The organism is Polynucleobacter sp. AM-7D1, assembly GCF_018688455.1.
Taxonomy (GTDB): domain Bacteria; phylum Pseudomonadota; class Gammaproteobacteria; order Burkholderiales; family Burkholderiaceae; genus Polynucleobacter.
In genome coordinates, this window is sequence record NZ_CP061319.1 from 1,441,216 (window position 1) to 1,465,626 (window position 24,411).

Consider the following 24,411-nt stretch of genomic DNA (forward strand, 5'->3'; position numbering starts at 1 on the left):
CTTACTCAGGAGGATGCTCCTCAGGATTGACATCCAAGGCAATTAAAAATCGAGACACCATATTGTAGGCCGCCACTACAGTCACAAGCTCAACAGTATCGGTATTACCAAGAGTAGCTTGCAAACGCTTCATCAGATCGCTATCAACCTGAATATTGCGAGTCATCTGAAACGTCAGCTCTACCGCATCGTTTTCAAGAGCAGAGAACAAGGCTGTTGGGAAGTTGGGTTGACCAATTAAACGCAGCGCCTTTACTTGCTCCTCAGTACCGCCTGCTTTGATAAATGGAGGGGCATGATGAAAGAACTCGTACTCAGCACCATTGAGAACAGCTACCCCACACATTGCAAGCTCACGTAGCTTTGGATCCAAGGAGAGGTTATTGCGTATCTCGCCAACAAAATGATTCCAACCCTCAGCAATAGGAGTGCTGTGTAACAGCATGCGGTCTAAATTAATGAACTGGCCACCTCGACGCTGGCGAATCGCGGCAACTAGCTCGGCTGGCTCTGCCAAATCCATAGGCTGGTAAGGAATTAAACGTTCAGACATGGGTGCTTTTCAGATTTTTATAGGATTGGGTATGTAGGATCGTAGATTATCACTCGAATACCATCTTCCTCGATAATGTCGATATCAACACAAAATATTTGCCATGAAACCGATTCTGAACATAGCCGCCTACTTATTTGTCAGTCTAGACAATCTGGTTGAATTGCGCGCCAAAATTCTTGAGGAGTGCAACGCCCGGCAACTGAAAGGAACCATCCTCTTAACAGCGGAAGGTATCAATATGTTTTTGGCTGGTAGCGAACCAGAGTTACGGGGCTTTTTGGATTGGCTTAGATTGGATCCACGTTTCAAATTACTAGAATCAAAAGATAGCTGGTCAGAAACACAGCCATTCAAAAAAATGTTGGTCAAAATCAAGAATGAAATCATTCGGATGAATCACCCAGCGATTCGTCCAGAAGAGGGTCGCGCAAATTTCATTACACCGAAAAAATTACAAGAATGGCTCGATCGCGGAACGGATGACTTAGGTCGCCCTGTAGTCATGGTGGACACGCGCAATGCATTCGAAGTTGAGTATGGGACTTTTGAAAACGCGCTGCATTTCAATATCGAGAAATTTACAGAATTTCCAGCGGCAATTACCGCACATAAAGATGCGCTAGCTGATAAAACATTGGTGAGCTTTTGTACTGGCGGAATTCGCTGTGAAAAATCCGGCCTCTACATGCGCGAGATTGGTATGGAGCATAGCTATCAGCTAGAGGGCGGCATCCTGAAGTATTTCGAAGAAGTTGGCTCAGCCCACTACACCGGGAGCTGCTTTGTATTTGATGAGAGAGAGGCTCTAGAGCCCAACCTGGACTCCATCCCACTAGAGCGCTCTATTCGGAAAAAACAAACTAGCTAAATATTAAAAACTTAGTCGGATTTACCCACCAAAGTCATGTGCTCAACAAAGGGAGGTTTTGCAAAGAATGGGCCGACAATCGCTCGCCAATCAGCAAATGCATCTGAGCCACGAAAATCTACCGTATGGTTTTCTAGGGTATCCCAGTAAATCAACAATAAGTAACGCGCTGGATTCTCAATAGTGCGGTTTACCTTAAATCCTCGAAATCCTTTGGCTTTGGAAATCACGGTATTGACGCCACGCAAAATGGCCTCTTCAAACTCGGCAGCCTTACTAGGATCAATTTGTATATCGCAGTGCTCCAAAATCATGGGTATTCCTTTATCAAAATCAATAAAGATAGATAGTAAACTCAAACAGCACAATTAATAACGATTCTAGAGACATGGCCAATTTACCCAATGTTGTCATTCTTGGTGACTATGAGCGCGCCCTACGTCGCTTCTCCAATTGGAGCAAAGTGGACCGGGACTGCCATATCGCCATTCACCATGAACCACTTCATGATGAAGCCCTATATGAAGCAGTTAAAGATGCGGATGTGATTGTGTTGGTGAGGGATCGCATCCCTTTTAACGAAGCGTTAATTGCGCGCCTTCCAAAGCTGAAGTTATTCCTCTTTACGGGCAAGCGTAACGGCACTTTAGATACGTCTGCCTTGATATCACGCAATATTCCGATTGCTTGCACACCAGGAGGGCCATCCAAAGAAACTACCACCGAGCTAACTTGGGCTTTAATTCTGGGTGCTTCAAAACACTTAGTGCGCCAAAATAGCTTATTGCACTCTGGTGGCTGGCGCGATGAACTCTCTGTTCTCCCAATATTGTCTGGCGAGCGTCTTGGAATGATCGGTTTAGGCTCAATCGGCAGTGCTGTTGCGAAAGTGGGACGAGCTTTTGGGATGGAGATTGTCACTTGGAGTCCCAATATGACAACTGAACGCGCTGCAGCCCAAAATGCCAAGTCCGTCAGTCTAGAGGAGCTTCTGAAAACATCCAAGGTTGTTAGCCTGCATCTCGTAGCCGGACCAAAAACGAAGGGCTTACTTGGCGCCGAAGAATTGGCGATGATGCGGTCCGATGCGCTGCTCGTGAATACCTCACGTTCTGCCCTCATTCAGACACAGGCCCTGCAAGATGCGCTAGCCGCTGGTCGGCCTGGTCAAGCAGCGATTGATGTCTTTGACATGGAACCACTGCCCACAAATGATGCCCTGAGAAACACACCCAATTTACTCACTACGCCCCACCTAGGATTTGTGGCTGAGCCTGTTTTTACAATGTTCTCCAAGGGGATTATCGATACCTTGGAGGCATGGCTCGAGCAAAGGCCACTACCGCATCTATTTGAACCTTAATCATTCTTTGAAGACACTGACTCCGACAGAATTATTTATCAGCTTCAGCAAAATCGGCATGTCTGGTTTTGGTGGTGTCCTGCCATGGGCACGACGTACATTGGTTGAGCAAGACAAAATTCTGACGTCTGAAGAGTTCAGCTCCATCCTAGGTATCTGCCAAATTGTTCCCGGCCCCAATATTGTTAACCTAGCAGTGTGCATTGGCTCACGCTTTGGTGGAGCCAAGGGTGCTTTTGCAGCGGTTGCAGGCCTGACATTGGGGCCAATTTGTATCGTTATGCTGCTGGCGCTCTTGTATACACACTATAGCTATTTGGAATCAGCTCAAGGAGCTCTCCGAGGAATATCTGCCGTTGGGGTTGGGTTAATCGCTTCTACAGGCATCAAGATGTTGCGTGATGAGCTACGCTTTCCGGCAATGCTCTTGGTAGTGCTTGTGACTGTCATTGCTGCCAGCTATTACCAACTGGGTCTTGGCTGGGTAGTGCTGATTGCATCACCGCTTGCTTGGATTTTGGCGCAAAAGAAAGCTCGCAAACTATGAGTATTTTGCTAAGCCTGTTTCTCAAACTGTCTGCTTTTTCACTGATAGCCTTTGGTGGAGTAAATGCGCTGCTACCTAGCTTACTCAATTTATCGGTTTACCAAGAGCATTGGATTGACCTTCAAACTTTTGCTGATTATTTCGCAATTGCTCAAGCTGCTCCAGGGCCGAACTTCATGACAGTCACACTAATTGGATGGCATGTCTATGGAGTTTTAGGCGCCTTGATCGCAACTATTGCCATTTCGTGGCCATCCTCTATCTTGGTTTATCACTTGCAGCGCCTTATCTTGGGTATGAAGGATGTGCACAAAAAGAAATCTATTCAATATGCTGCGGCAGCGCTTGCTATTGGTTTAGTTCTTTCTTCGGCATGGCAAATTGCGCTACAAATTAATCACAGCTACGCGGCATATGCACTCACACTCATCACCATTGGGGTTACTGTTTTTACTCGCTGGCACCCTTTATATCTCATCGGGCTCGGTGCAATCTTAGGCATCCTGGGACTTGTTTAACAGCTCCCTACCAATTAGTCCGGGTTTATTCGAGAAGATTACTTCAGTGCCTGGTAGGTCAAGATACCTAGTAAGGTTAAGGCGAGCGAGCCAAACAAATTTAAAAGTGCAGTACCCAAAGCCCATGTCATTTCACCGCGCTGCATAAAGCCAACAACTTCAGCAGAAAAACTGGAGAAGGTGGTGAGGCCACCCAAGAAACCGGTGATGATGAATAACTTCCATTCAGGGGATAGGCTGGGGTTATTACCAAAAAAAGCTACCGCAATACCAATCAAATAGCCGCCAACCATATTGGAGATAAAAGTTCCCAAAGGAAGTGTCGCTGCAAGACTCACTGTTGCAAGATTAAATCCCGCTCTTAGCAAAGCTCCAAGACCCGCACCACAGAAGATTGCAAGAATAGATGGCCACATATTAGATATTTATTGAATTGAAAAAGTCAGCATGCCAATGGAACCCATTTCAACGCCATCCACCAATACTTTAGGCGTCTCATCGTGTTCTTGCAAGGCAAGGATGTACAAGGCGGGCCAGTAATGTTCCGGAGTCGGAATAGACAAATGAGCAGAGTCGCCAAATTGCTCCCAATCAATCAAAGTCGCATGGTGACTAGCTCTCATCTCTGAAACGAAGAAATCATTGAACTCTCTAGCCCATGGATAGGGTGTTACGTCCTCCCCCCAATCAATGGTGCGCAAGTTATGCACAACATTGCCACTCGCCAAAATCAGAATATTCTCATCACGCAAAGGGCGTAACTTCTTAGCGAGTTCGTAGTGCTGACTCGCAGACATTGAACCATCTAGACTGAGCTGAACTACAGGAACATCAGCATCGGGATAAAGGTATTTGAGAACAGACCATGCACCGTGATCAATGCCCCACTCATTCTCTTCAAGAACAACAGGAACATCTAGTAATTCTTTAACGCGATCAGCCAATGCGGGACTGCCTGGTGCTGGATATTGAATATCAAACAAGGCTTGCGGAAATCCATCAAAGTCGTGAATCGTTTTAGGCTTAGGCATTGCAGTAACCCAGACTCCCCGGGTTAGCCAATGAGCCGAGATGACTAAGATCGCATCTGGGCGTTTAAGCGATTTACCAAGACTGGCCCAAACTGCTGTGTAGCGATTAGGCTCAATAGCGTACATCGGACTGCCATGGCCAGCAAATACTGCAGGTTGGCGATGGCTAGTCATTAATGCAGATTAGCCGAATACGTAACCAGTATGAGCTGCAACTAAAGCAAACAAAATAGCCAAGCTAGTAGCGGCTGCCAACATCACGATCAAAGTGATGATTTTTTTATTGACTTCGTCTTTCGACTCTTTATGCCATTCGTTCATGCTAAATCCCCATTAAACACATTAATCAGTGCTGCAATTATCCACTATCGGCCGCGGCCAGCCTTACGCATCATGCCTTTTCCGCCGCCAAAGCCTGCTTGAGGCCTTCCGCCAGGACCAGATGGGCCTTTTGGGGCTGGTGGACGGGCTACCGGCTTTGCTACCACAGGCTTAGCTGGGGTCTTTGATTCTGGTTTTTTATCTTCAGTCACTTTTCACTCCTATCGATATCATATTGCCATGATTACTGACTATTCTATCCAAGCTATCGCCATTAATGCGATTCCTTTGATTTTCGCCATCACCATCCATGAGGCGGCGCATGGCTATGCAGCCCGCTATTTTGGTGACAATACTGCGTATATGCTGGGCAGAGTCAGCCTAAACCCCATTAAGCATATTGATCCAGTGGGTACCATCCTAATCCCCTTAATGTTAATTTTGGCAAGTTCACCATTATTGATTGGCTACGCCAAGCCAGTGCCAGTCAACTTTGGGCGCTTACGGAACCCCCGAATTGACTCCATATGGGTGGCTTTAGCAGGACCGGGCTCAAACTTCGCTCAAGCCCTAATTTGGGCTATTTTATGGATTTCTCTCATTGGATTCGGGGTTGATGAACGGTTCTTGTTGGGAATGTCACAAGCCGGTATTACCTGGAATCTGGTTCTCCTAGTATTCAACTTATTCCCCCTGCCACCTTTGGATGGGGGCCGTATCCTATCTAGCCTTTTGCCGGCACGCCAATCTATTGCCTTGGGCAAGCTGGAGCCCTGGGGCTTCTTCATTGTTCTCGGGCTTGTATTCACTGGCATCATTGGTAGTTTTTGGATGGAACCATTGATCGCCTTCTTCAAGTCCATCCTCTACTTTGTGACACTGCCCGTGCAGATGCTTTTCTAGAATTTCTGTCGGCAAAACCCAGCATTCCGGAGTATTCTGGATATACGTATTTTCAGCGCCACTTTTAAAGAAATGATTGGAGTCTCTAATGAAACTGAAACACATTGTCTTTGCTACCCTTGTACCAACACTATTGGTTAGCGGAATTGCCTATGCGCAGTTCAAAAAACCAGAAGATGCCATTAAATATCGCCAGAGCGCGTTTACCGTGATGGCCAATTCTTTTGGAAAAATTGGCGCAGTAGTGAAAGGTGAAGCACCATTTAATAAAGATGAAGTGGTCAAGAATGCAGCGGTTGTTGCCATGCTCTCCACTTTGCCATGGCAAGCATTTAGTCCAGGCACTGAGGGTGGCAATGCGCTTCCAGGGGTTTGGTCAGACAACGCTAAATTCAAAGCTGCTGGAGAAAAAATGCAGCTTGCCGTAGCCAACCTGAACACTGCAGCACAGTCAGGCGATCAAGAAGCCATCAAGAAGGCCTTTGGTGCAGCTGGTGCCACCTGCAAAGGTTGCCATGATGACTTTAAGAAAAAGTAATCAGCTCTTAATGAAGTAAACCAGAATTACCGCAATCAGGCTCAGCAGCAATAAAGCCAAGCCGCGTTGCAGACCTCCATCCTTGGAGGCTTGACCCAAGTCAGATGGCAGATAGTTTGCCTGATCGCTTGGGTCAATTTCTTTATCGCCCACCAACATGGGTTTGATTAAATTCTCGCCTTTGAATTTTTGGTAATACACAATCGCACAAAGATGGAGTGCGATCAATATGATGAGGATGTTTTCATTTAAGTAATGAATTGAGGTGAGCAACTGAACCGTTTCATTCGAAACATATTTTGCAAACGGTCCCTCAAAGGCAATATCGTCATTTGCAAATAGACCCGTCACAGCCTGAAGACCAACTGAAAAAAGTAATCCCAGAACTGATAGGGCGCCCAGAGGATTATGACCAAGACCAGCCTTGGTTTTACCTAATAGATAATTAATTAGCCCTTTAGGACTTGGAACAAAATGAATGAAGCGGGCATGGTATGAACCAATCAAGCCCCAGCAGATTCGAAAAATAATTAAGCTTAGAACACAGTAGCCGACTAAGGCATGGAAGTCCATAGCATTACCGCCAATCTTCACGGTAATAAAGCTCAGAACAATACAAATGACTAAGAGCCAGTGAAACAGGCGAATCGGCAAATCCCAAACACGGATGATCTTTTTCATCCTTGCAGAATAAATCAATGCAAGAGCTTGTCCTGGAATTTATTTAATCTCGGGCAAATCCTTTTGGATAATCTTTAATCCTTCCCGCAAGGCTTCTTGGTAACGCTCTCGCTCTGCTTTCATGGTTTCTGCAGTCCAGGAATAGAAACCCTCGCCGGTCTTCATACCCAACTTACCGCTGGCGATGCGATCACTTAAGCATTTCGCAATATCAGGGGAATTGTTCAGGGTTGGATAGATCGTTGCTCCACCTGCACCGTGGACATCAAGCCCCGCATGGTCTCTCTGCATTGCAGGGCCTGCCGCGATGTAACGAAAGCCAAAGCCAAAGCGGACAGCCTTATCGATGTCTTCCAAGCTGGCGATGCCGGCATCGACCATAGCAAAAGCTTCGCGCGATAACGCATGCTGCAAGCGGTTAGCCAGAAAACCTGGCAAATCTTTTTTGACGGTAACGGGAACCATGCCACAAGCCGTCATCAAACGAGAAAGGCTCTCGCCAACCATGGGAGAAGTCTTTTCCCCATAAACCACCTCCACGCAAGGCACTAAATGGGCTGGCATGAAGAAATGCAAACCAATCATCCTTGCAGCCGTCTTCAATCCTCTTGAGATGTCACTGATTGGAAAGCTAGTGCTATTGCTTGCTAAGACTGCTTCTGGTTTTGCGTATTGCTCCAGCTTAGCAAATAACTCTTGCTTAATATCCAAGCGCTCAGGAACGCACTCAATCACCAAATCAATCTCGGACCAATCTATTTCCTCCAATGAGCCAGCAGTCGTTAGCAAATGGAGACGATGCTCATAACCCAGATCTATCATGGTGTTGGCAAAGTAGTCTGGCAAAAGTGCTCGACGCTCTGTAGTAGGCTCCAGCACCTGAACAGCACAACCCCCGCGTGCGCATACGGCTGCTACATCAGCGCCCATAGTGCCGCCACCAACGATGACGACCTTTGTTTCAGACGGGGCAAACAACATCTTTAATTCTCCTTTGGGGGGCAAGATAAGGATTACAAATCCTCTTACAATGCTTTCATTATTCCAATAAAAAAGTAAGTGAGACATGATCCCAGTCAATTCAGTACTGCAGGTCGGACAATTTCCTGAGGTAATGCAAACGGCAATTGACCAGCGCATTACCCCGGTGCGCTATCCGGACCTCAGCTCCAATATTCCACCAGGCTCTTACGAGAGCATTTTGATTCGCTCAAACACTCAACTACCTGTGGAATTACTCGAAAAACTCCCCCTATTGAAGATGGTGGCTACTTGTGGAGTGGGCTACGACAATCTCCCCCTAGACTACCTCAAGGCCAAGGGAATCAAAGCCAGCAATACCCCTGGCGTTTTAAATGATGCCGTTTGTGAGCTAGCCGTGGGCATGCTGTTTGGTCTATTGCGACGCATACCCCAAGCACATGAATTTGTTAAAAGTGCAGCCTGGTCCAAAGGTTTATTTACGGTTACCACTACTCTTGCCGGTAAGTGTGTCGGCATTGCGGGAATGGGTCGCATCGGACAAGACCTGGCTAAACGCCTAGAGGCATTCAAAGTCAAGATTGCCTACACTGGCCCAAGCCGCAAAGAAGTTCCTTATGAGTACTTTCCCGATATCCGATCTTTAGCAAAGGCATCCGATGTTCTTTTCTTGGCCTGCCCTGCTACCCCAGAAACAGAAAAAATGGTGAACGCTGAAGTCTTATCAGCCTTAGACTCTAAAGGCTATCTCATCAATATCGCACGTGGAAGCGTGGTGGATGAGGCCGCACTTTTAGTTGCACTGCAGCAAAATATCATTGCTGGTGCAGCGCTCGATGTATTTGAAAATGAACCAAATCCAAACATCGGGTTTCTAAATCTTGATAATGTCTTATTAACACCGCATATTGGAAGCGCCACTTCTGAAACGCGACAATTGATGACAAATTTAGCAATAGATAATTTAGAAGCTTTCTATAATAAAAAATCACTTCTGACAGAAGTAAAAAATTAAAACGGAGCAAGTATGACAATTTCCCTACACCCTTCCACACTACCTGCAGTGCTTTCGCCTGTATTAACTCCATTTAAGGAAGACGGTAGTCCCGATGCACAAAAATTACTGAAGCAATGCCAATGGCTTGAGGCTAATGGCGTTGGTCAAGCGATCTTCGGCACAAACTCTGAAGCCAACTCCATGTCTGCTCGCCAAAAGATGGCGACCTTGACAACACTGGTAGAGGGCGGCTTAAACCCAGCACACATGATGCCTGGTACGGGCGCCACATCTATTGATGCCACGGTCAATATGACTCGTCATGCCCTTGACCACAAGTGTGCCGGCGTATTGATGCTGCCACCGTTCTACTACAAAGATATTACTGATGATGGTCTCTTTGCTTACTTCTCAGAAGTGATTCAAAAGGTGGGTAATGCAGCATTGCAAATTTACATTTACAACATCCCACCAGTCACCAAAATCAATTTAAGCCTTTCCTTGTTGGAGCGCTTGACAAAAGAGTATCCAAAAACTGTTGTGGGTATGAAAGATAGCTCTGGTGATTGGGCCTACACAGAATCTGTTATTAAGCTGTTAGCGCCATCAGGCTTCCGTGTTTACGCCGGTAGTGAAATCTTCCTCATGCGCGCCCTTCGTGCTGGCGGAGTAGGCTGTATCTCAGCAACTGCTAACGTAAACCCTAGGGCTATTGCTGAATTAGCAGCCCATTGGAGAGAATCTGACGCAGATCAACGTCAAGCCACCTTAGATCAAGTACGCTCGGTATTTGCTCAGTATCAAATGATTGCCGGTATGAAAACTGCAGTTGCCCATTTCAGCAAAGACCCAGAGTGGTTACGCGTACGCCCACCACTTATGCAACTCAGCGCGGACCAGCAAGCAAAGCTACTAAGCGAACTACAAAAAATTAATTTCAGCATGCCAGGCCTTTAATTACATAGATGTAAAACAGGAGACAAAAATGAAGCTTATTAAAGTAATTGCAGTATCTTTTACCATGCTGTTCGGTGCCGCACAAGCACAGAACCTATCAATTGCAACCGGTGGTACTGGTGGCGTTTACTACCCTATGGGCGGTGGCTTAGCCTCAGTCTTATCCAAGCATGTACCAGGAATGTCAGCAACTGCTGAAGTGACAGGTGGCTCGGTTGATAATTTAAAACTCGTTGGCACTGGCAAACCTTATATTGGCTTCTCAATGGCTGATGCTGCTAAAGATGCTAAAGATGGTGAGGATAAATTCAAGGGCAAGCCAGTAGATTTGCGCAACTTGCTGATACTGTATCCAAACCTTATGCACGTTGTGACAGTAGAATCCACTGGCATCAAATCTATGAAGGACCTCAAAGGTAAGCGCGTAAGCACAGGCTCACCAGGTAGCGCAACCGAAGTGATGGCTTTCCGCCTTCTCGAAGCTGCTGGCTTAGATAAAGACAAAGATGTCAAGCGTGAGCGTTTGAGCGTTGCAGAATCTGTCAATGCTGTAAAAGACCGCAAGATTGATGCCTTCTTTTGGGTAGGTGGCTTACCAACTGCTGCTGTTACCGATTTAGCAAACAGCCCTGGCATGAAAATTGTCATGGTGGACACTGCTGCTGAAGTCCCTGCTATGAATAAAAAATATGGCAATCTGTATTTCCCATCCGACATTACAAAGCAAACTTATAGCGGCATGGAAAAAGACAATAAGGTTGCAGCGGTTGCCAATCTCTTAGTTGTGAATGCCTCTATGTCTGATGCAGAGGCCTACAAAATTGTTAAAGCTATTTTTGATAACCAGCTTGAACTTGTCCGCTCACATGCTGAGTACAGAAATATCAAGTTAGAGAACCAAAAAGCAAATGCCTCACCGATTGCTTATCATCCAGGCGCTTTAAAGTACTTCAAAGAAAAAAATATCAAAGTAAATTAAACCTAATTTATTTTGAGAACAGGAGTGCCCATCGGCACTCCTGAGTTTTTTGATAGATTCGTAGTTAGCAAAAATTAAAAAAGCTGTATAGAAAAAATAGGTAGAGACATGACACAAGCCGCAATCGATAATGAAACCCAAGAAAAATTAGATGCCTTCATTAAGCAGGAAGAGGGCGACTCTAATGACTACAAAGGTCTATTAGCTAAATTCATCACACTAGTGGCAGTTGGCATGTCTTTGTTTCATCTGTACGCAGCCTATTCGATTGTTCCAACGCATCAACTCAGGGTCATTCACGTTGCCCTAGTCCTGTTTTTGTTGTTCTTAAGCTTTCCTATCGCAGCACGTTTTAAAAATAAACTGATGTTGTGGGATGTTTTATTTGCCATAGGCTCAGTTGCTATCGCTTATTACATTCTGGCTGGCGGCGACGAACTGATGGACAGAAACACTGACCCAAACTCCACCGATGTCATGATTGGTATTGCCCTTATCCTACTCATCCTTGAGGGTGTGAGAAGGACTAATGGGATGGTACTCGTTACAGTTACGGTGCTTTTCTTGCTTTACGCCTTCTATGGCAACTATCTTCCTGCCCCATGGACCCATAAAGGTTATGACTTAGATCGACTAGTGGGTTATATGTTTATGAGCCTGGAAGGCATCTACGGCACAGCAGTCGACGTTTCTGCAACCTTGATTATTCTTTTCACCATCTTTGGTGCATTTTTGCAATTTACTGGCGCAGGAAAATTCTTCATTGATTTCTCTTTTGCTGCGATGGGTGGAAAATCATCTGGCGTAGGTAGAACAATCGTCTTATCCTCGTTCCTAATGGGTGGCCCATCAGGCTCTGGCGTTGCAACTACCGTCACTGTCGGCTCGGTAGCTGCCCCCATGCTGGAAAAAGTTGGTTACGAGAAGAATGCAGCTGGCGGTCTTTTGGCTGCTGGAGGTTTGGGAGCAATTATTTCCCCTCCTGTACTTGGTGCTGCAGCATTCTTGATTGCGGATTTTCTAAAGATTTCCTATTTAGACGTGTTGCTCATGGCAACCATTCCCACAATTTTGTTCTACCTTGGCTTATTTGTCATGGTTGAAATTGACGTACGTAAGTACGGCATGAAAAATATTCATTTTGCCTCCGCAGAAAGCGCTTGGCAGTTAACCAAAAAATATTGGTTTCATTTTTTCTCTTTAATTTCTATTGTTGTTTTTATGATGTTTGGCTTCTCGCCAGTGATGTCAGTCTTTTGGGCTACCATTGTTTCCGCTTTTTCTAGCATGCTACGAGAAGATACGGCAATCATTCCCTGGGCCTGGTTTAAAGGTAAAGAACCTATACTTTCCGGTCTTTATGAATCTAATTTAGTTAAAGCACTCTCATCCGGCTCTACAGGCGTAATAGCGATTGCAGCTACGTGTGCTGGTGCAGGCCTGATTGTTGGCACCGTAACGCTGACTGGCCTTGGTCTCAAATTTAGCTCTATCGTCATTCAATACGCCGGCGGATCATTGCTACTAACAGCTATCTTTACAGCATTAATTGTCTGGATCGTTGGTCTCGCAGTGCCGGTAACCGCTTCTTATATTATTTGCGCCGTGATCGCTGCACCCGCACTCATTAACTTAGGTGTACCCGCATTTGCTGCACATATGTTTATCTTTTATTACGCCGTGCTCTCTGAGGTGTCACCCCCAACAGCCTTATCTCCATTTGCGGCAGCTGCAATTTGTAAAGGTAATCCGTATAAAACTACATTACAAACCTGGAAATACGTTGCACCAGCAATCTTGGTGCCGTTCATGTTTGTCCTTGATAAATCAGGCATAAGTTTGCTTCTAATGGGATCCACCAGTGCTTTAGAGCAGGCTGACTGGATGCAAATTGCATGGATTTCATTTACTGCCGTAGTTGGCATTATTTGTTTAGCCGGCGGCTTGCAAGGTTGGTTTATTGAGAAAACTAAAGTATTTGAACGCGTCATCATGGTGATCTCCGGGGTGGCTTTAGCCTATCCTTCAACGGAGGCAGATCTTATTGGTTTTATTGGGTTCGCCTTGGTACTGATCACCCAACTCTTTACTCACTACAAACTCAATCCCAAATCTACCTGAATATATTTAAGTAGTTCAAGATCATAAAAAATCCCGCATCATGTGCGGGATTTTTTATTTCTTAACGAGCTACTGATTACGTTAAGCAATCTTGGTCCAGGCAACTTTACCGGCATATTTTTTAATCGCGGCTTCATCAAACTCAAAACCTAATCCTGGGGTTTTATGCAGAATCAAATCGCCATTCTTAAAGGTCAGCTGTTTGTTAATCAATCTACGGAAGTTTAAGACCTGATCATCTAAGAAGAACTCCACAAAACGCGCATTTGGGGTTGCGGCTACTAATGGTGCATGCAAATCATGCATCCAGTGTGGGCAAACAATTACACCTTTTAAATCAGCATAAGCTGAAATACGTCGCCACTCGGTAATGCCGCCACACACTGCTGCATCTGATTGCAGAATAGCTGCACCACCAGCGTCAATCAACTCCCTAAAACGCCAGCGTCCAGCCTCCATCTCGCCGGTAGCAACGTTGATCTTGGTTTGGCGTGCGAGCGCCGCATGTAAGTCAATCGCATCCGGTGAAAATGGCTCCTCAATCCAATATGGGTTGTAAGCCTCAAAGCGGCGAATGTATTCCAAGGCAGTTGGCAGATCACGCCAAGCATTATTAGCATCCAAGGTCAGCAAAACATCGTCTCCTACAGCCTTACGAGCAGCCTTAACACGCGCCTCTTCTTCTCTTGGGGATAGACGTCCCACCTTCATTTTGACGGCCTTAAAACCCTGTTTAACGTAAGACTCCATCTCCTTACCCAGCTTGGCAGGTGTTTTACCGTCTAAATAATAGCCACCACTGGCATAGGCTGGTACACGGTCATCTACAACTGAGCCTAAGTAATGGTGAAGAGGTAGTTTCGCGGCACGGGCGTTTAAGTCCCAAAGTGCGGTATCCAAGATAGAAATGCCGCGCATGACTGCGCCAGCGCGCCCTTGCAAAATAGACTCGTTATACATATCCATCCACAGCCCTTCGCTGCGATGACTATTTTGACCAATCAATTTTGGGGCCAGCAATTGCTCTACTGCAATCTTGGCAATATCTCCGCCCGCACTACCAACGTAGCAAAAGCCAATACCCTCATTACCATCCTTGCCACGTACCTTGACTAAGCAATAGTGGCGCTCTGAAACTGTGCGCGTAGAAAAAGAGGTGACCTTATCTAGAGGCACCGCTACTGCGGCTACTGATACTGACTCAATAATTGGCATGAGGGCTCCTGTATTCAAAAAATTATTGTAGCCATAATTAGAGATGTATGACGGCCCATAAATGAGGAATAATGAGTCGCTAATTAACAGGCATCATTTACAAATTTGGGAAAGTTATGAGTAAAGTCATTGTGATAGGCACAGGTACCATGGGCGTGGGTATTGCTGCTGGCTTTCTGGCATTTGGTGCCAACACGATTTTGCTGGGCAGGGATCTTGAGAAAGCAAAGCTGAGTCTCTCCAAGGTGGAGGAATGCACCGACTCCATTAATCCGGCATGGCGAGAAAGCGGCGCGCAACTCATTGCTGGCACTATCGCAGACTGGTCGGGTTGGGAGAACACCGATCTCATTATCGAAACCATCTCTGAGCGCCTAGAGCTGAAAAAGGCAATGTTTAGCGAGCTTGATCAGCGTGTACCGCCTAGCATTCCAATTGGTAGTAATAGCTCAGGCTTTCCTATAAGCGATATTGCGCAAGGCCTTCCAACAAGCTACCGCATGTTCAATACCCATTACTTCATGCCCGCCCATATCGTTCCTTTGGTGGAGGTGGTGTTGGGTGCAACATCAGATCCTCAAATGGCAGAGCAGATTTGCAGCCTCTATCGCGCCCATGGCAAAAAACCGGTATTGGTCAAGCGTGATATCCCAGGATTTCTAGCTAACCGAATTCAGCATGCCTTAATGCGCGAAGCACTCTCTCTGGTGCAAGAGGGAATCGCCTCGCCAGATGATGTTGATACTGCGGTGCGCTACAGTTTTGGCTTTCGTTACGCAGCAGTTGGACCAATGACTCAAAAAGAAATCTCTGGATGGGAAGGTATGGCACTAGCTGCAGAGGTAATCTACCCCTCCCTCTCTAACATTAATGCGCCCCCTGCTTGCGTCATGGATCTAGTGAGCAGTGGAAAAACTGGCATGGCTAAGGGCGCAGGCTTCAGAGAATGGTCACCAGAAGAAGCGAGAGAAATGAAGCAAGTCTATGAAATGCGCCTCAAAGCAGCATTTGAAGTATTAAAAATAGCCCCAGAAGTTAATTAAACTCATATTGTTGCAGCACAGCATGCTTCAAGTACGCTGATCTACCGCAACAATATTGGATAATTGGTAAGTGAAGAAAAAAGTCTGTGAATGGACCCTGCTTTTAAAAAGGGTAATTAAAGTAACTGGATTTGCCCTAGTTGGGTTTATTCAACTGCCAGGGGTGGAGCTCGTCTCTAGCGCTCTAGCGCAAACTACGACTCAAAATAGTAAAGCTAACAAAGCACCTCAAGTAAAGCAAAAGCCTGTAGTGCAAAAGAGTAAGCAGGCTGGGCTTCAAGTGAAGAATGGCTCTATAACTCAGTCCTCAAACAGCATGAGTTTAAATCCTGAGTTATTCAAACGAATTGAGGGGACAACTAATAATCAAGATGTAGCGAACCTAGATTACCGAATCCAACGTGGTTGCTTGCGGCGCAGCTATAACGAAGAAAATCTCCCGGCTAATTTAGGTATAGACGATCGTAACTTGAATGATTTTTTTAAATCGCAAACTCAAGGTTTTTTTGATCGAATGCGCGGCAATTGCATTCCGTATGCTCTCGCCCTTGGTAGTCGCAACCGCTTTGAATCACTCAGCATCATGAATGGCCCTGTACAAGATGCCAAGACAGAGATTTGGACTTTTACACCCTCGGCGGCTGGTAGCTTTTTGATTCAACAAGACTACCTCAGAGATGAGTCCAAACGTTTTACAGAGATTCAATTACCACTCAGCGATGTTTTGTATGATCCTAAAAAGGTGGGTGATAAATTGCCAGTTGAACTGGTTTGGGAATTGAACTCGGTCATCAAGCAAATTTATCCAGAAGAAAATAATGCGCTTGAAAATACCAACAGCGTTGTTCGCCTGATTGTGGACTTTGGCGATAAAGAGCGCTGGGCGCAAATTTGGGCCGCAGAAATTATTGACCCCGCAAGCGGCGAAGTCTTCTCAAGCGCATTTTGGGTTGAGAGAAATGATATCCCGGGTGGTTTTTATACCGCCAGCGGGGAATCTATTGAGCGCACGTTTTGGACTAATCCCTTAAGCTATCGACGTATCTCCAGAGGAGTCGGTAGCGTGCGAGCATCCAGCAAGAAAGCCCCACCGTCCAAGAGTGGTGCTCCTGCAGCAGCACCTAAACAGCGCTATCGAACGCATATGGGTATTGATTATTCAGCGCCGACTGGCACACCAGTTTTTAGTGTAGCTACAGGCAAGGTAGTTCATCTAGGCTATAGCGGTGCGTTTGGCAACCTCATCATCATCGAGCATCCTGGAAACTATCGCACCTACTATGCGCATTTAAGTGGATACAACGTTGAGTTAGAAGTGGGCAATGATGTCCGACGTGGTTTAGAGATTGGCTATGTTGGATCAACTGGCCGCTCTACTGGACCTCACCTACATTTTGAATTAAGAAAAGATGGGGTCTATGTAGACCCCTATGCTACGAAAACACAATTAGATTTATGGAACATGCGCGATAGCGATAGCGGCTTACTCACTAGAGAAATTCTCTTGCTTGGAACGCCCGTAGTAAATTAATTTATTGAATTTATTTGATGCTATTGATATCAGCCAATAACTAACACTGGCAACTTGGAGTGCACAATCACCTCATGTGTTTCGCTACCCAATAGAACACTCTTAATACCAGTGCGTTTATGGGATGCCATAACGATGACATCGGCCTTGGCTTTCTTAGCCCCATCCAAAATACCTTCGGATAGATTGCTATTAGCAATATGCAGGGTATTAACCTTCATACCAGCGCCCAACGCAACTGCGGACTTTTTCAGAATATCTGCAGCAAATGCATCACATACCTTTTTATGATCCTTGAGAGAGATGCCATACCCCATAGTGCTATCGGAATACACCATCGGCGGCATTGGATCGGATACATAAATCAATGTCACAGCAGCCTTATCCGCCTTAGCAAGCTCAGCCACTCTTTTTAATGCCTTTTTGCTGACATCCGAACCATCAACTGGTACTAATAAGTGCTTGAACATATTAACTCCTGTTAAATTAAGCCTCGATAGCCTTCATTCCATCATAATCCTGAATACTCTCGTATAAAAGCATAAAAAGGAAACTGAATTGCTCAAGTATTTAGCGGTGTACTTTTCATTTCTACTGTCATTCGTCATCATTGATTTCATTTGGCTTCTTGGCATCGCCAAAAATCTCTACCGCGATGACATGGGCTCACTCATGGCCAGCGAACCGAAGTTATTAGCTGGGCTTGGCTTCTACATACTTTATGCACTTGGTGCATCGATTTTTGTCATCCTGCCAGCAATTTCAAAACAGTCGTGGTTATATGCAGTGCAATATGGCGCCCTATTTGGTTTCTTTTGCTATATGACTTACGATCTCACCAACCTTGCGGTCATCCGTGACTTCCCTATGCGACTGGCATTTGTGGATATCGCTTGGGGTTCTGCGGTGACCGCGGTATCTGCAGGCCTAGCCTACTGGCTTGGTAGTAAGATAGCCTAAAGATCTTTTTCCCATGAATCTCTTTCACCCCAAACTACTCGATTCCTTTAAGGGCTATAACGCTGCCCTTTTTAGCAAAGACATATTGGCGGGCATCACAGTCGGTGTAGTTGCATTACCTTTAGCAATGGCCTTTGCAATCGCCAGTGGACTCAAACCAGAAGCGGGCATTTTTACAGCAATTATTGCCGGTGGACTGATTTCTTTATTGGGTGGTAGCCGCGTGCAAATTGGTGGGCCAGCGGGCGCCTTTATCGTCATTGTTTACGGCATTGTGGAGCATTACGGTCTGGCTAATTTACTCTTGGCAACTGCCATGTCTGGAGTGTTCTTATTTTTGATGGGGCTCTTTCGACTTGGAACTTTAATTCGCTTTATTCCAGTTGCCGTCATTATTGGATTCACTAATGGCATTGCTGTCTTGATTGGCCTTTCTCAAGTTAAAGAGTTTTTTGGACTACAAATTGCGAAGATGCCTGCGGAATTTTTTCAAGCAGTCCAAGCTTTGTATGCTGCCGCCGATACAGTAAATCCCGTTGCTCTCATGCTATCTATGGGCAGTCTGGCTCTTTTAATTGCCTGGAGAACTTTTCAGAAACGCCTTGGCTATCTTAGCCATATCCCGGCAACAGTCATTGCGATGGCCGTTGCTACTATTATCACGAGCTTATTTAATCTGCCGGTCGATACTATTGGCAGTCGTTTTGGCGGCATTCCATCGGGGCTGCCCAGCTTTGAATGGATCCCAGTTAGCTGGAGTACTGCACAGTTTGTCATTGCGCCTGCTATCACGCTGGCCGTACTTGGAGCCATTGAATCACTCCTGTGCGCACGTATTGCCGATGGGCTCATTCATGATCGCCATGAATCCAACCAGGAACTAATGGCGCAGGGCGTAGCAAATCTAGTTACCCCATTCTTTGGCGGAATGCCTGCAACAGGAACTATTGCAAGAACAGTTACCAATATACAGAGTGGCGCCAGCACACCAATTGCTGGCATAGTTCATGCCCTTACATTGCTGGTGATCGTGTTATTCGGAGCTCCACTTGCAACCAATATTCCCTTAGCCAGTCTAGCTGCCATTCTTATGTTTGTTGCTTGGAACATGGGTGAGTGGAGAAAGTTTGCTGATCTCAAGCAATTCCGCATGCCCTACCGCTTAACAATGTTGAGCGTCTTTTTCCTAACAATCATCTTGGATCTCACCGTTGCAATCCAGGTAGGCCTCTTATTGGCATTCATTACTTTCATTTATAGAATTTCAAGTCTCTCTCGTTATGAAGCTGCAAGTGCAATTGATTTTCCAGAGCTTCAAACACATCACGGGAAAATTGCTGTTTTCAGAATCTATGGCGCCATCTTTTTTGGAGCGGTCAAGCTTCTAGAAAATATCGAGAAGGAATTGCCTTCAAAAGCTTTGGTGCTTGATATGAAGAACGTGATCTATATCGACGTTTCTGGAATGGATGCTCTGCTTGAGCTTGAGAGTGTGTGCAAATCCAAAGGTATCAAGCTTGTGATTTGTGGTCTAGCACATCAACCATATGATATGGCAGTACGCGGAGGTCTATGTGATAGAGTGCCTCAGGATTGCATCCAACCAGATCTGCAGCAGGGCATCAGCACCGCAATAAGTCAGTCAAATTAGCTGATACAAAAACCGCCTTTTAGTAAATCGTCAGACAAATACCAGGCACGATAAAGACCAAAGATTCCCGCAGACAATAGCAGTCCTGCAGCAATATATCTCACCCAAACATATTGACCAAACTGAGTCAAAGTAGCCGAGAATTTAGAAATCAATAAGAGATTAGGTAAGGTACCCAATCCAAATGCCAGCATGAGTGCGGCACCCGTTAGGACATCTCCCGACAAAAAAGCTAGAGGCAAAACACTATAGACCAAGCCGCAGGGAACTAAACCCCACACCATTCCACTAAACCAGCGGGATGAACGTCCCGTGAAACCCCCTAAATATTTGGCCCAATAACTAGCCATCCGTGCACCAAGCCACTTGCCGACCAATAGAGGGCTATTCGATCTCTGACGCAAAAGACGCAAGCCCATCACTAGCAAAATCATGGAAGTCAAAGCAAACAATGGTCTCTGAATAGGCACTACGTTTTGCTGCCACAGTACTGCGCCTACCCACCCCGCGACAGCACCTAGCAAAACATAAGTCGTCAAACGCCCAAGATGCATGATGAGTTGAAGATGAAAGAGTTCAGACTTGCTTTGCAATGGGATACATACCCCCTGAGTGCCACCCTGGCGCTCAATTGCCGCAGCTATACCGCCGCACATTAAGGCGCAATGCCATCCACTGACTAAAGCCCCCAAAAATACTGCCAGCAACAAGCTAGTAGTCAGCATTTAAGCATCCAGTGCTGTAGAGAAATATTGAAATTACACATTATCCGAGTAGAATAAACTGAACTGGTAACTTGATCCAATATGAATTACACCAACTCAGATGTCCCTAGTAGCAAATGCTCAGTCTGTGTACTGGGTCAGTTTTGTCTGCCAGTCGGAATCAGTCCGAGCGATATTGCCAAGATTGATACGCTCGTCAAAGAACGCGTCCACCTGCAAAAGGGTGAAAGCCTCTACCGTCACGGAGACCCACTCTCTGCGGTATACAGTGTCCGCTTTGGAACCCTCAAAACTGAATATGGCCTCGAAGATGGACGTCAACAAGTAATCGGCTTTCATCTTCCAGGCGAAATCTTGGGGCTTGATGGTATTGGTGAAGGTAGCTATCAATCTGAGGCCATTGCCCTAGAAGAGAGCGAAGTCTGCATCATTCGCTATGAAGCATTTGAGGACTTAGCACGCCAAATTCCAGTACTGCAAAAGCAGTTCCACCGCATTCTGAGCCGTGAACTCACGCAAGATCAACGTCACCTACTCTCGCTCGGCAGCTTGCGCGCTGAAGAGCGCTTAGCGGCATTCCTATTGAATCTTTCTCAACGCCTTGCCGCTCGCGGTTATCAAAACAATGAATTTGATTTACGCATGAGTCGCGTAGAAATTGGTAGTTACTTGGGAATTCAGATTGAAACTGTTAGCCGCATGCTCTCACGCTTTGCTGAATCCGGTTTGATTCAAATTAAGCAACGTCATATCAAGCTGATCGATATGGATGGGCTTTACGAATTGGCTGGCATCCCTAACCCTGAACGCGTACTTCAACTCAAGCCAATTAGCGCTTAAGTGATGGGTTTAAATCAAGCCTTGATCTGACTCTTTACTAGTGTCCTCGCTGATGCCCGGCAGAATATAGGCAGTTAAAGCGCTGGAGAATGAGCAAAATATCCAGATAATAAAAAATCCAATGGTGTAAATGCCCTCATCTGAAATATTGGGATGATGACCAAAGAATAAAAGTTCAGAGGGATGAACAATACTGAAGAGCAAGCCTTCAGCCAGGATTGAGACCAAAAATGATGGCCACATAATCCAAATGAATAGGCGGTACTTCATTTGCGATCCTGATCTACTTTAAGCTGCTCAACCTTGAGTCCACGCTTGACTACGCCATCACGAACCGGCTTATCTGAGTAAAGGTTTATCGCCAAATAAATAGTAATCACACAACCAATAGCCGCGACAGCAGGACCGCTAATGAGTAGCCATGGCCAGAGCTGTTTAAACCAAGGCTTATTTTTTTCGTGTTCTGACATATTCATCCTCTCCATCTTTCGCTATCTAGCTTAACGGGGAACAATAAAGCTTGATTTTTCATCACGCTTCCTGGCAATCAATTCACCACCTGACATCTCGTGACCAATTACATCAAAATGAATTGGGTAATTACCAGGCTCATGCGCACCAACCGTAGTGCTTACTTTAACCGGAATCAGCATATTGCTGGCAGGACCCACCTCAATTTCAGTAATAACTTGCCCTTGGGAATTGAGGATTTTTAAATCATCTAGACCCGTCGCCCTCACCTGAACATTCATATTATTTTCTGAGGCGTTCATGATTTGGATGCGGTAGATATTCTCAATTCGAACCCCATCAACCTCCCGAGCCAGTGCACCACGGTCCCGCATCACGTCAACCCGCAATGGATTTCGGGTAAGCAAAGAAATCAAGAAAGCACTAGTAAGCACTGTAATGAAGGCGGTATAAATCAACACGCGGGGACGCAAGATGTGACGTATCGCACTTTGATTGGTCTCTTTATCCTCAATGGCTCGCTCTGTTGTATACCGGATTAAGCCTTTTGGATAATCCACCTTCTCCATCACTTGATCACAAGCATCAATACAAGCCCCGCAACCAATGCACATGTACTGCAGGCCATCACGGATATCAATACCAGTTGGGCAGACTTGTACGCAAATACTGCAATCCACACAATCACCTAAGCCCAAGGTCGCATGATCAGCTGACTTACTCCGGCTACCTCTTGGCTCGCCACGCACTTTATCGTAGGTCACCAGGAAAGTGTCTTTATCCACCATCACACTTTGAAAGCGTGCATACGGGCACATATATTTACAGACTTGCTCGCGCATGAAGCCGGCATTACCCCAAGTTGCAAAGCTATAAAAACATAGCCAGAAGGTTTGCCATGGGCCAAGCGAAAAATGCAGAATAGCAGTACCTAAGGTTTCAATTGGGGTGAAGTAGCCAATAAAGGTAAAGCCAGTCCAGAAGGCGATTAGGAGCCATAAGAAATGCTTCGTGATCTTGAGGCGCCACTTGCGAATACTCCAAGGCCACTCCTCTCCATCCAAACGAATACGCGCGAATCGGTCGCCTTCGACCTTGCGCTCGATCCACATAAAGATTTCGGTATAGACGGTTTGTGGACAAGCGTAACCACAAAACAATCGACCCGCAATCGCCGTAAATAAAAAGAGAGCTAAAGCAGAAAGAATTAATAGGAGTGTGAGATAGATCACATCCTGTGGCCATAACACGAGGCCAAAGATATAGAATTTACGCTGAATTAAATCAAAGAGTACTGCTTGGCGATCATTCCAACTAATCCATGGAAGGCCATAAAACAGGAGTTGAGTGGCAACAACCAGAATGATGCGCCAGCGGGCGAATAGCCCAGTAACAGATCGTGGGTAAATCTTTCGCCGGACCTCATAAAGAGATTCCTCAATTACATCTATAGGAATAGGCTTCCCAACCGGCGAATTATTTGTCACTGATTACTTAGCTGCTGCAGTCTTATTATTAGATAAACCCCAAACATAAGCCGTCAAGAGATGGATCTTTTCCGGGCTCAACACCTTATCTTGCGAAGGCATCATCGCCATACGGCCCTTAGTGATAGTCTCAACTATCGCTGCCTCTGAACCACCATATAACCAGGTTTTATCAGTCAAGTTAGGGGCACCTAAAACAATATTACCTTTGCCATCCGCACCGTGACAGGCTACGCAATTCGCTTTAAATACTTCTGCGCCGCGAGCAGCTTTCAAATCGTCTGATGGCAAACCTGAAAGGCTACGCACATAGTTAGCTACATCCACGATTTGCTTACTATCAAGCTGTGGAAATGGAGGCATTACACCAGCGCGACCATTAATCAATGTAGTTTTGATATTTTCTGGAGATCCACCATAGAGCCAGTCGCCGTCAGTTAAATTCGGGAAGCCTTTTGCACCGCCTGCATCCGAACCATGGCACTGAGCGCAAGAATTCAAGAACAAACGTTGACCCATCTCTCGCGCTTTTGGATCGGCAGCAACTTGCTCAATATCCATCTTCACGTATTTGGCGTAGACCGGCTTTAATTCATCATTGGCTTCTGTCATAGAGCTCATCAGAGCACCATCAGTTGTGTAACCAACAACACCTGGAAATGAGCCTAAACCTGGGAATAGAACCAAGTAACCCAGCGCAAAGAAGCAAGATAACAAGAACATCCAAGCCCACCAGCGTGGCAGTGGATTATTGAGCTCGCGTAAGTTGCCATCCCAAACATGGCCAGTATCCGCTACTGCGCCATCTTCCGTATGGATTACTTTAGCTTTGCGCTGCGAAGCTAGCAGCCAGATACACCAAACAATACCGACTAATGAAACAAGCGCGATGTAATTACTCCAACCGCTATTAAAAAAGTCACTCATGATTTGTCCTTACTAAATTCATCTGGAAGATCAAATGGAAGTTCTGCCGACTCTTCATTGGCAGACTTTCTGCCAGGCGACCACGCCCACCAAACAATCCCAACGAAGAAGACAAGTCCAATTACTGTTGAAAATGCGGAGAGATAGGCTGTGATCTGTTCCATTTGATTTATATAGTTTTAAATTAATAACCTTGGTGA

31 protein-coding genes are annotated in these 24,411 nt (G+C 45.8%); 15 read left to right on the forward strand and 16 right to left on the reverse strand.

What is annotated here, in order from left to right:
* Position 1 precedes the first annotated feature (1 nt).
* Entirely contained in the window at positions 2 to 553 is a 552-nt protein-coding gene (locus tag GQ359_RS07565; RefSeq protein WP_215386385.1) for a carboxymuconolactone decarboxylase family protein, read from the reverse strand.
* Between the two features lie 103 nt (positions 554 to 656).
* On the opposite strand from GQ359_RS07565, the gene GQ359_RS07570 reads away from it, so the two are divergent.
* Entirely contained in the window at positions 657 to 1,424 is a 768-nt protein-coding gene (locus GQ359_RS07570) for a sulfurtransferase (protein WP_215386387.1), read from the forward strand.
* A gap of 11 nt (positions 1,425 to 1,435) precedes the next feature.
* Here the strand turns inward: GQ359_RS07570 and GQ359_RS07575 are convergent, their stop codons facing one another.
* Positions 1,436 to 1,738, reverse strand: a complete 303-nt coding sequence (locus GQ359_RS07575) for an antibiotic biosynthesis monooxygenase (RefSeq protein ID WP_215386388.1) — start codon at positions 1,736 to 1,738, stop codon at positions 1,436 to 1,438.
* Positions 1,739 to 1,812: 74 nt separating this feature from the next.
* Here GQ359_RS07575 and GQ359_RS07580 point away from each other — a divergent pair, with 74 nt between their 5' ends.
* Genes GQ359_RS07580 through GQ359_RS07590 form a run of 3 tightly spaced genes read left to right on the forward strand, consistent with a single transcriptional unit; the run spans position 1,813 to position 3,852 of the window.
* Entirely contained in the window at positions 1,813 to 2,787 is a 975-nt protein-coding gene (locus tag GQ359_RS07580) for a D-2-hydroxyacid dehydrogenase family protein (protein ID WP_215386390.1), read from the forward strand.
* A 7-nt stretch (positions 2,788 to 2,794) separates the two neighbouring features.
* Entirely contained in the window at positions 2,795 to 3,334 is a 540-nt protein-coding gene (locus GQ359_RS07585) for a chromate transporter (protein ID WP_215386392.1), read from the forward strand.
* Positions 3,331 to 3,852, forward strand: coding sequence for a chromate transporter (locus GQ359_RS07590; protein ID WP_215386394.1), 522 nt, complete (start codon positions 3,331 to 3,333; stop codon positions 3,850 to 3,852). Before GQ359_RS07585 ends, GQ359_RS07590 begins: the two co-directional genes overlap by 4 nt.
* 38 nt (positions 3,853 to 3,890) lie before the next feature.
* Here GQ359_RS07590 and crcB read toward each other — a convergent pair whose 3' ends face one another.
* Genes crcB through GQ359_RS07610 form a run of 4 tightly spaced genes read right to left on the reverse strand, consistent with a single transcriptional unit; the run spans position 3,891 to position 5,416 of the window.
* The gene (gene crcB / locus GQ359_RS07595) at positions 3,891 to 4,268 is read right to left on the reverse strand and encodes a fluoride efflux transporter CrcB (protein ID WP_215386395.1); all 378 of its coding nucleotides are present in this window, start codon (positions 4,266 to 4,268) and stop codon (positions 3,891 to 3,893) included.
* 9 nt (positions 4,269 to 4,277) lie between these two features.
* The gene (gene ygiD, locus GQ359_RS07600; RefSeq protein WP_215386397.1) at positions 4,278 to 5,057 is read right to left on the reverse strand and encodes a 4,5-DOPA dioxygenase extradiol; all 780 of its coding nucleotides are present in this window, start codon (positions 5,055 to 5,057) and stop codon (positions 4,278 to 4,280) included.
* Between the two features lie 9 nt (positions 5,058 to 5,066).
* Complete coding sequence (locus GQ359_RS07605; RefSeq protein ID WP_174221123.1) at positions 5,067 to 5,204, reverse strand: hypothetical protein; 138 nt, start codon at positions 5,202 to 5,204, stop codon at positions 5,067 to 5,069.
* A gap of 44 nt (positions 5,205 to 5,248) precedes the next feature.
* The gene (locus tag GQ359_RS07610) at positions 5,249 to 5,416 is read right to left on the reverse strand and encodes a hypothetical protein (RefSeq protein WP_215386399.1); all 168 of its coding nucleotides are present in this window, start codon (positions 5,414 to 5,416) and stop codon (positions 5,249 to 5,251) included.
* A 28-nt stretch (positions 5,417 to 5,444) separates the two neighbouring features.
* Here GQ359_RS07610 and GQ359_RS07615 point away from each other — a divergent pair, with 28 nt between their 5' ends.
* Complete coding sequence (locus GQ359_RS07615; RefSeq protein WP_215386401.1) at positions 5,445 to 6,107, forward strand: site-2 protease family protein; 663 nt, start codon at positions 5,445 to 5,447, stop codon at positions 6,105 to 6,107.
* 88 nt (positions 6,108 to 6,195) lie between these two features.
* Entirely contained in the window at positions 6,196 to 6,645 is a 450-nt protein-coding gene (locus GQ359_RS07620) for a cytochrome c (RefSeq protein ID WP_215386402.1), read from the forward strand.
* On the opposite strand, the gene GQ359_RS07625 is transcribed toward GQ359_RS07620, so the two are convergent.
* Together GQ359_RS07625 and GQ359_RS07630 are read right to left on the reverse strand one after the other, a co-directional pair.
* Positions 6,646 to 7,326 carry a cytochrome b/b6 domain-containing protein gene (locus GQ359_RS07625; RefSeq protein WP_215386404.1) on the reverse strand — a complete coding sequence of 227 codons (681 nt, stop codon included), beginning with the start codon at positions 7,324 to 7,326 and terminating at the stop codon, positions 6,646 to 6,648.
* A 39-nt stretch (positions 7,327 to 7,365) separates the two neighbouring features.
* The gene (locus GQ359_RS07630; RefSeq protein WP_215386406.1) at positions 7,366 to 8,307 is read right to left on the reverse strand and encodes a 3-hydroxyacyl-CoA dehydrogenase family protein; all 942 of its coding nucleotides are present in this window, start codon (positions 8,305 to 8,307) and stop codon (positions 7,366 to 7,368) included.
* Positions 8,308 to 8,392: 85 nt separating this feature from the next.
* Between GQ359_RS07630 and GQ359_RS07635 the strand changes: the two genes are divergently transcribed.
* From GQ359_RS07635 to GQ359_RS07650, 4 genes are all read left to right on the forward strand, one after another.
* Positions 8,393 to 9,322: a 2-hydroxyacid dehydrogenase gene (locus GQ359_RS07635; RefSeq protein WP_215386408.1), complete on the forward strand. Its 930-nt coding sequence runs from the start codon at positions 8,393 to 8,395 to the stop codon at positions 9,320 to 9,322.
* Between the two features lie 12 nt (positions 9,323 to 9,334).
* Positions 9,335 to 10,261, forward strand: a complete 927-nt coding sequence (locus GQ359_RS07640) for a dihydrodipicolinate synthase family protein (RefSeq protein ID WP_215386410.1) — start codon at positions 9,335 to 9,337, stop codon at positions 10,259 to 10,261.
* A 28-nt stretch (positions 10,262 to 10,289) separates the two neighbouring features.
* Positions 10,290 to 11,240, forward strand: coding sequence for a TAXI family TRAP transporter solute-binding subunit (locus tag GQ359_RS07645; protein ID WP_215386412.1), 951 nt, complete (start codon positions 10,290 to 10,292; stop codon positions 11,238 to 11,240).
* A 108-nt stretch (positions 11,241 to 11,348) separates the two neighbouring features.
* A complete protein-coding gene (locus GQ359_RS07650) occupies positions 11,349 to 13,361 on the forward strand; it encodes a TRAP transporter fused permease subunit (RefSeq protein ID WP_215386413.1) in 2,013 nt (670 codons plus the stop codon).
* Positions 13,362 to 13,442: 81 nt separating this feature from the next.
* Here GQ359_RS07650 and GQ359_RS07655 read toward each other — a convergent pair whose 3' ends face one another.
* On the reverse strand, positions 13,443 to 14,576 hold the full coding sequence (locus tag GQ359_RS07655; protein ID WP_215386415.1) for a mandelate racemase/muconate lactonizing enzyme family protein: 1,134 nt from the start codon (positions 14,574 to 14,576) through the stop codon (positions 13,443 to 13,445).
* 116 nt (positions 14,577 to 14,692) lie between these two features.
* On the opposite strand from GQ359_RS07655, the gene GQ359_RS07660 reads away from it, so the two are divergent.
* Both GQ359_RS07660 and GQ359_RS07665 read left to right on the forward strand, forming a co-directional pair.
* Positions 14,693 to 15,619: a 3-hydroxyacyl-CoA dehydrogenase NAD-binding domain-containing protein gene (locus GQ359_RS07660; protein WP_215386416.1), complete on the forward strand. Its 927-nt coding sequence runs from the start codon at positions 14,693 to 14,695 to the stop codon at positions 15,617 to 15,619.
* 70 nt (positions 15,620 to 15,689) lie between these two features.
* Positions 15,690 to 17,150 (forward strand): M23 family metallopeptidase, encoded by a 1,461-nt coding sequence (locus GQ359_RS07665; RefSeq protein ID WP_251367854.1) that lies wholly within the window; start codon positions 15,690 to 15,692, stop codon positions 17,148 to 17,150.
* Positions 17,151 to 17,179: 29 nt separating this feature from the next.
* Here the strand turns inward: GQ359_RS07665 and GQ359_RS07670 are convergent, their stop codons facing one another.
* Complete coding sequence (locus GQ359_RS07670; RefSeq protein ID WP_215386418.1) at positions 17,180 to 17,620, reverse strand: universal stress protein; 441 nt, start codon at positions 17,618 to 17,620, stop codon at positions 17,180 to 17,182.
* A gap of 88 nt (positions 17,621 to 17,708) precedes the next feature.
* Between GQ359_RS07670 and GQ359_RS07675 the strand changes: the two genes are divergently transcribed.
* Both GQ359_RS07675 and GQ359_RS07680 read left to right on the forward strand, forming a co-directional pair.
* Entirely contained in the window at positions 17,709 to 18,110 is a 402-nt protein-coding gene (locus tag GQ359_RS07675) for a DUF2177 family protein (protein WP_215386420.1), read from the forward strand.
* A gap of 13 nt (positions 18,111 to 18,123) precedes the next feature.
* Positions 18,124 to 19,761, forward strand: a complete 1,638-nt coding sequence (locus tag GQ359_RS07680; protein ID WP_215386422.1) for a SulP family inorganic anion transporter — start codon at positions 18,124 to 18,126, stop codon at positions 19,759 to 19,761.
* Here the strand turns inward: GQ359_RS07680 and GQ359_RS07685 are convergent.
* Positions 19,758 to 20,486: a sulfite exporter TauE/SafE family protein gene (locus GQ359_RS07685; RefSeq protein ID WP_215386423.1), complete on the reverse strand. Its 729-nt coding sequence runs from the start codon at positions 20,484 to 20,486 to the stop codon at positions 19,758 to 19,760. The two genes, GQ359_RS07680 and GQ359_RS07685, sit on opposite strands and share 4 nt — an antisense overlap.
* Before the next feature lie 81 nt (positions 20,487 to 20,567).
* Between GQ359_RS07685 and GQ359_RS07690 the strand changes: the two genes are divergently transcribed.
* Positions 20,568 to 21,326 (forward strand): helix-turn-helix domain-containing protein, encoded by a 759-nt coding sequence (locus GQ359_RS07690; RefSeq protein WP_215386425.1) that lies wholly within the window; start codon positions 20,568 to 20,570, stop codon positions 21,324 to 21,326.
* A gap of 9 nt (positions 21,327 to 21,335) precedes the next feature.
* On the opposite strand, the gene GQ359_RS07695 is transcribed toward GQ359_RS07690, so the two are convergent.
* Genes GQ359_RS07695 through GQ359_RS07715 form a run of 5 tightly spaced genes read right to left on the reverse strand, consistent with a single transcriptional unit; the run spans position 21,336 to position 24,375 of the window.
* Positions 21,336 to 21,596: a hypothetical protein gene (locus GQ359_RS07695; protein WP_215386427.1), complete on the reverse strand. Its 261-nt coding sequence runs from the start codon at positions 21,594 to 21,596 to the stop codon at positions 21,336 to 21,338.
* Positions 21,593 to 21,796: a FixH family protein gene (locus tag GQ359_RS07700; RefSeq protein ID WP_215386429.1), complete on the reverse strand. Its 204-nt coding sequence runs from the start codon at positions 21,794 to 21,796 to the stop codon at positions 21,593 to 21,595. The genes GQ359_RS07695 and GQ359_RS07700 overlap by 4 nt, the downstream gene beginning before the upstream one ends.
* 30 nt (positions 21,797 to 21,826) lie before the next feature.
* Entirely contained in the window at positions 21,827 to 23,284 is a 1,458-nt protein-coding gene (ccoG, locus tag GQ359_RS07705) for a cytochrome c oxidase accessory protein CcoG (RefSeq protein ID WP_215386431.1), read from the reverse strand.
* A gap of 3 nt (positions 23,285 to 23,287) precedes the next feature.
* The gene (gene ccoP, locus GQ359_RS07710; RefSeq protein WP_215386433.1) at positions 23,288 to 24,211 is read right to left on the reverse strand and encodes a cytochrome-c oxidase, cbb3-type subunit III; all 924 of its coding nucleotides are present in this window, start codon (positions 24,209 to 24,211) and stop codon (positions 23,288 to 23,290) included.
* On the reverse strand, positions 24,208 to 24,375 hold the full coding sequence (locus tag GQ359_RS07715; RefSeq protein WP_114653815.1) for a cbb3-type cytochrome c oxidase subunit 3: 168 nt from the start codon (positions 24,373 to 24,375) through the stop codon (positions 24,208 to 24,210). The genes ccoP and GQ359_RS07715 overlap by 4 nt, the downstream gene beginning before the upstream one ends.
* Between the last annotated feature and the right edge of the window lie 36 nt (positions 24,376 to 24,411).

Coding starts and splice junctions, on each gene's coding strand:
- GQ359_RS07565 (WP_215386385.1), bottom strand. CDS start 553: ATGTCTGAACGTTTAATTCCTTACCAGCCTATGGATTTGGCAGAGCCA.
- GQ359_RS07570 (WP_215386387.1), top strand. CDS start 657: ATGAAACCGATTCTGAACATAGCCGCCTACTTATTTGTCAGTCTAGAC.
- GQ359_RS07575 (WP_215386388.1), bottom strand. CDS start 1,738: ATGATTTTGGAGCACTGCGATATACAAATTGATCCTAGTAAGGCTGCC.
- GQ359_RS07580 (WP_215386390.1), top strand. CDS start 1,813: ATGGCCAATTTACCCAATGTTGTCATTCTTGGTGACTATGAGCGCGCC.
- GQ359_RS07590 (WP_215386394.1), top strand. CDS start 3,331: ATGAGTATTTTGCTAAGCCTGTTTCTCAAACTGTCTGCTTTTTCACTG.
- crcB (WP_215386395.1), bottom strand. CDS start 4,268: ATGTGGCCATCTATTCTTGCAATCTTCTGTGGTGCGGGTCTTGGAGCT.
- ygiD (WP_215386397.1), bottom strand. CDS start 5,057: ATGACTAGCCATCGCCAACCTGCAGTATTTGCTGGCCATGGCAGTCCG.
- GQ359_RS07605 (WP_174221123.1), bottom strand. CDS start 5,204: ATGAACGAATGGCATAAAGAGTCGAAAGACGAAGTCAATAAAAAAATC.
- GQ359_RS07615 (WP_215386401.1), top strand. CDS start 5,445: ATGATTACTGACTATTCTATCCAAGCTATCGCCATTAATGCGATTCCT.
- GQ359_RS07620 (WP_215386402.1), top strand. CDS start 6,196: ATGAAACTGAAACACATTGTCTTTGCTACCCTTGTACCAACACTATTG.
- GQ359_RS07625 (WP_215386404.1), bottom strand. CDS start 7,326: ATGAAAAAGATCATCCGTGTTTGGGATTTGCCGATTCGCCTGTTTCAC.
- GQ359_RS07630 (WP_215386406.1), bottom strand. CDS start 8,307: ATGTTGTTTGCCCCGTCTGAAACAAAGGTCGTCATCGTTGGTGGCGGC.
- GQ359_RS07635 (WP_215386408.1), top strand. CDS start 8,393: ATGATCCCAGTCAATTCAGTACTGCAGGTCGGACAATTTCCTGAGGTA.
- GQ359_RS07640 (WP_215386410.1), top strand. CDS start 9,335: ATGACAATTTCCCTACACCCTTCCACACTACCTGCAGTGCTTTCGCCT.
- GQ359_RS07645 (WP_215386412.1), top strand. CDS start 10,290: ATGAAGCTTATTAAAGTAATTGCAGTATCTTTTACCATGCTGTTCGGT.
- GQ359_RS07650 (WP_215386413.1), top strand. CDS start 11,349: ATGACACAAGCCGCAATCGATAATGAAACCCAAGAAAAATTAGATGCC.
- GQ359_RS07655 (WP_215386415.1), bottom strand. CDS start 14,576: ATGCCAATTATTGAGTCAGTATCAGTAGCCGCAGTAGCGGTGCCTCTA.
- GQ359_RS07660 (WP_215386416.1), top strand. CDS start 14,693: ATGAGTAAAGTCATTGTGATAGGCACAGGTACCATGGGCGTGGGTATT.
- GQ359_RS07670 (WP_215386418.1), bottom strand. CDS start 17,620: ATGTTCAAGCACTTATTAGTACCAGTTGATGGTTCGGATGTCAGCAAA.
- GQ359_RS07680 (WP_215386422.1), top strand. CDS start 18,124: ATGAATCTCTTTCACCCCAAACTACTCGATTCCTTTAAGGGCTATAAC.
- GQ359_RS07685 (WP_215386423.1), bottom strand. CDS start 20,486: ATGCTGACTACTAGCTTGTTGCTGGCAGTATTTTTGGGGGCTTTAGTC.
- GQ359_RS07690 (WP_215386425.1), top strand. CDS start 20,568: ATGAATTACACCAACTCAGATGTCCCTAGTAGCAAATGCTCAGTCTGT.
- GQ359_RS07695 (WP_215386427.1), bottom strand. CDS start 21,596: ATGAAGTACCGCCTATTCATTTGGATTATGTGGCCATCATTTTTGGTC.
- GQ359_RS07700 (WP_215386429.1), bottom strand. CDS start 21,796: ATGTCAGAACACGAAAAAAATAAGCCTTGGTTTAAACAGCTCTGGCCA.
- ccoP (WP_215386433.1), bottom strand. CDS start 24,211: ATGAGTGACTTTTTTAATAGCGGTTGGAGTAATTACATCGCGCTTGTT.
- GQ359_RS07715 (WP_114653815.1), bottom strand. CDS start 24,375: ATGGAACAGATCACAGCCTATCTCTCCGCATTTTCAACAGTAATTGGA.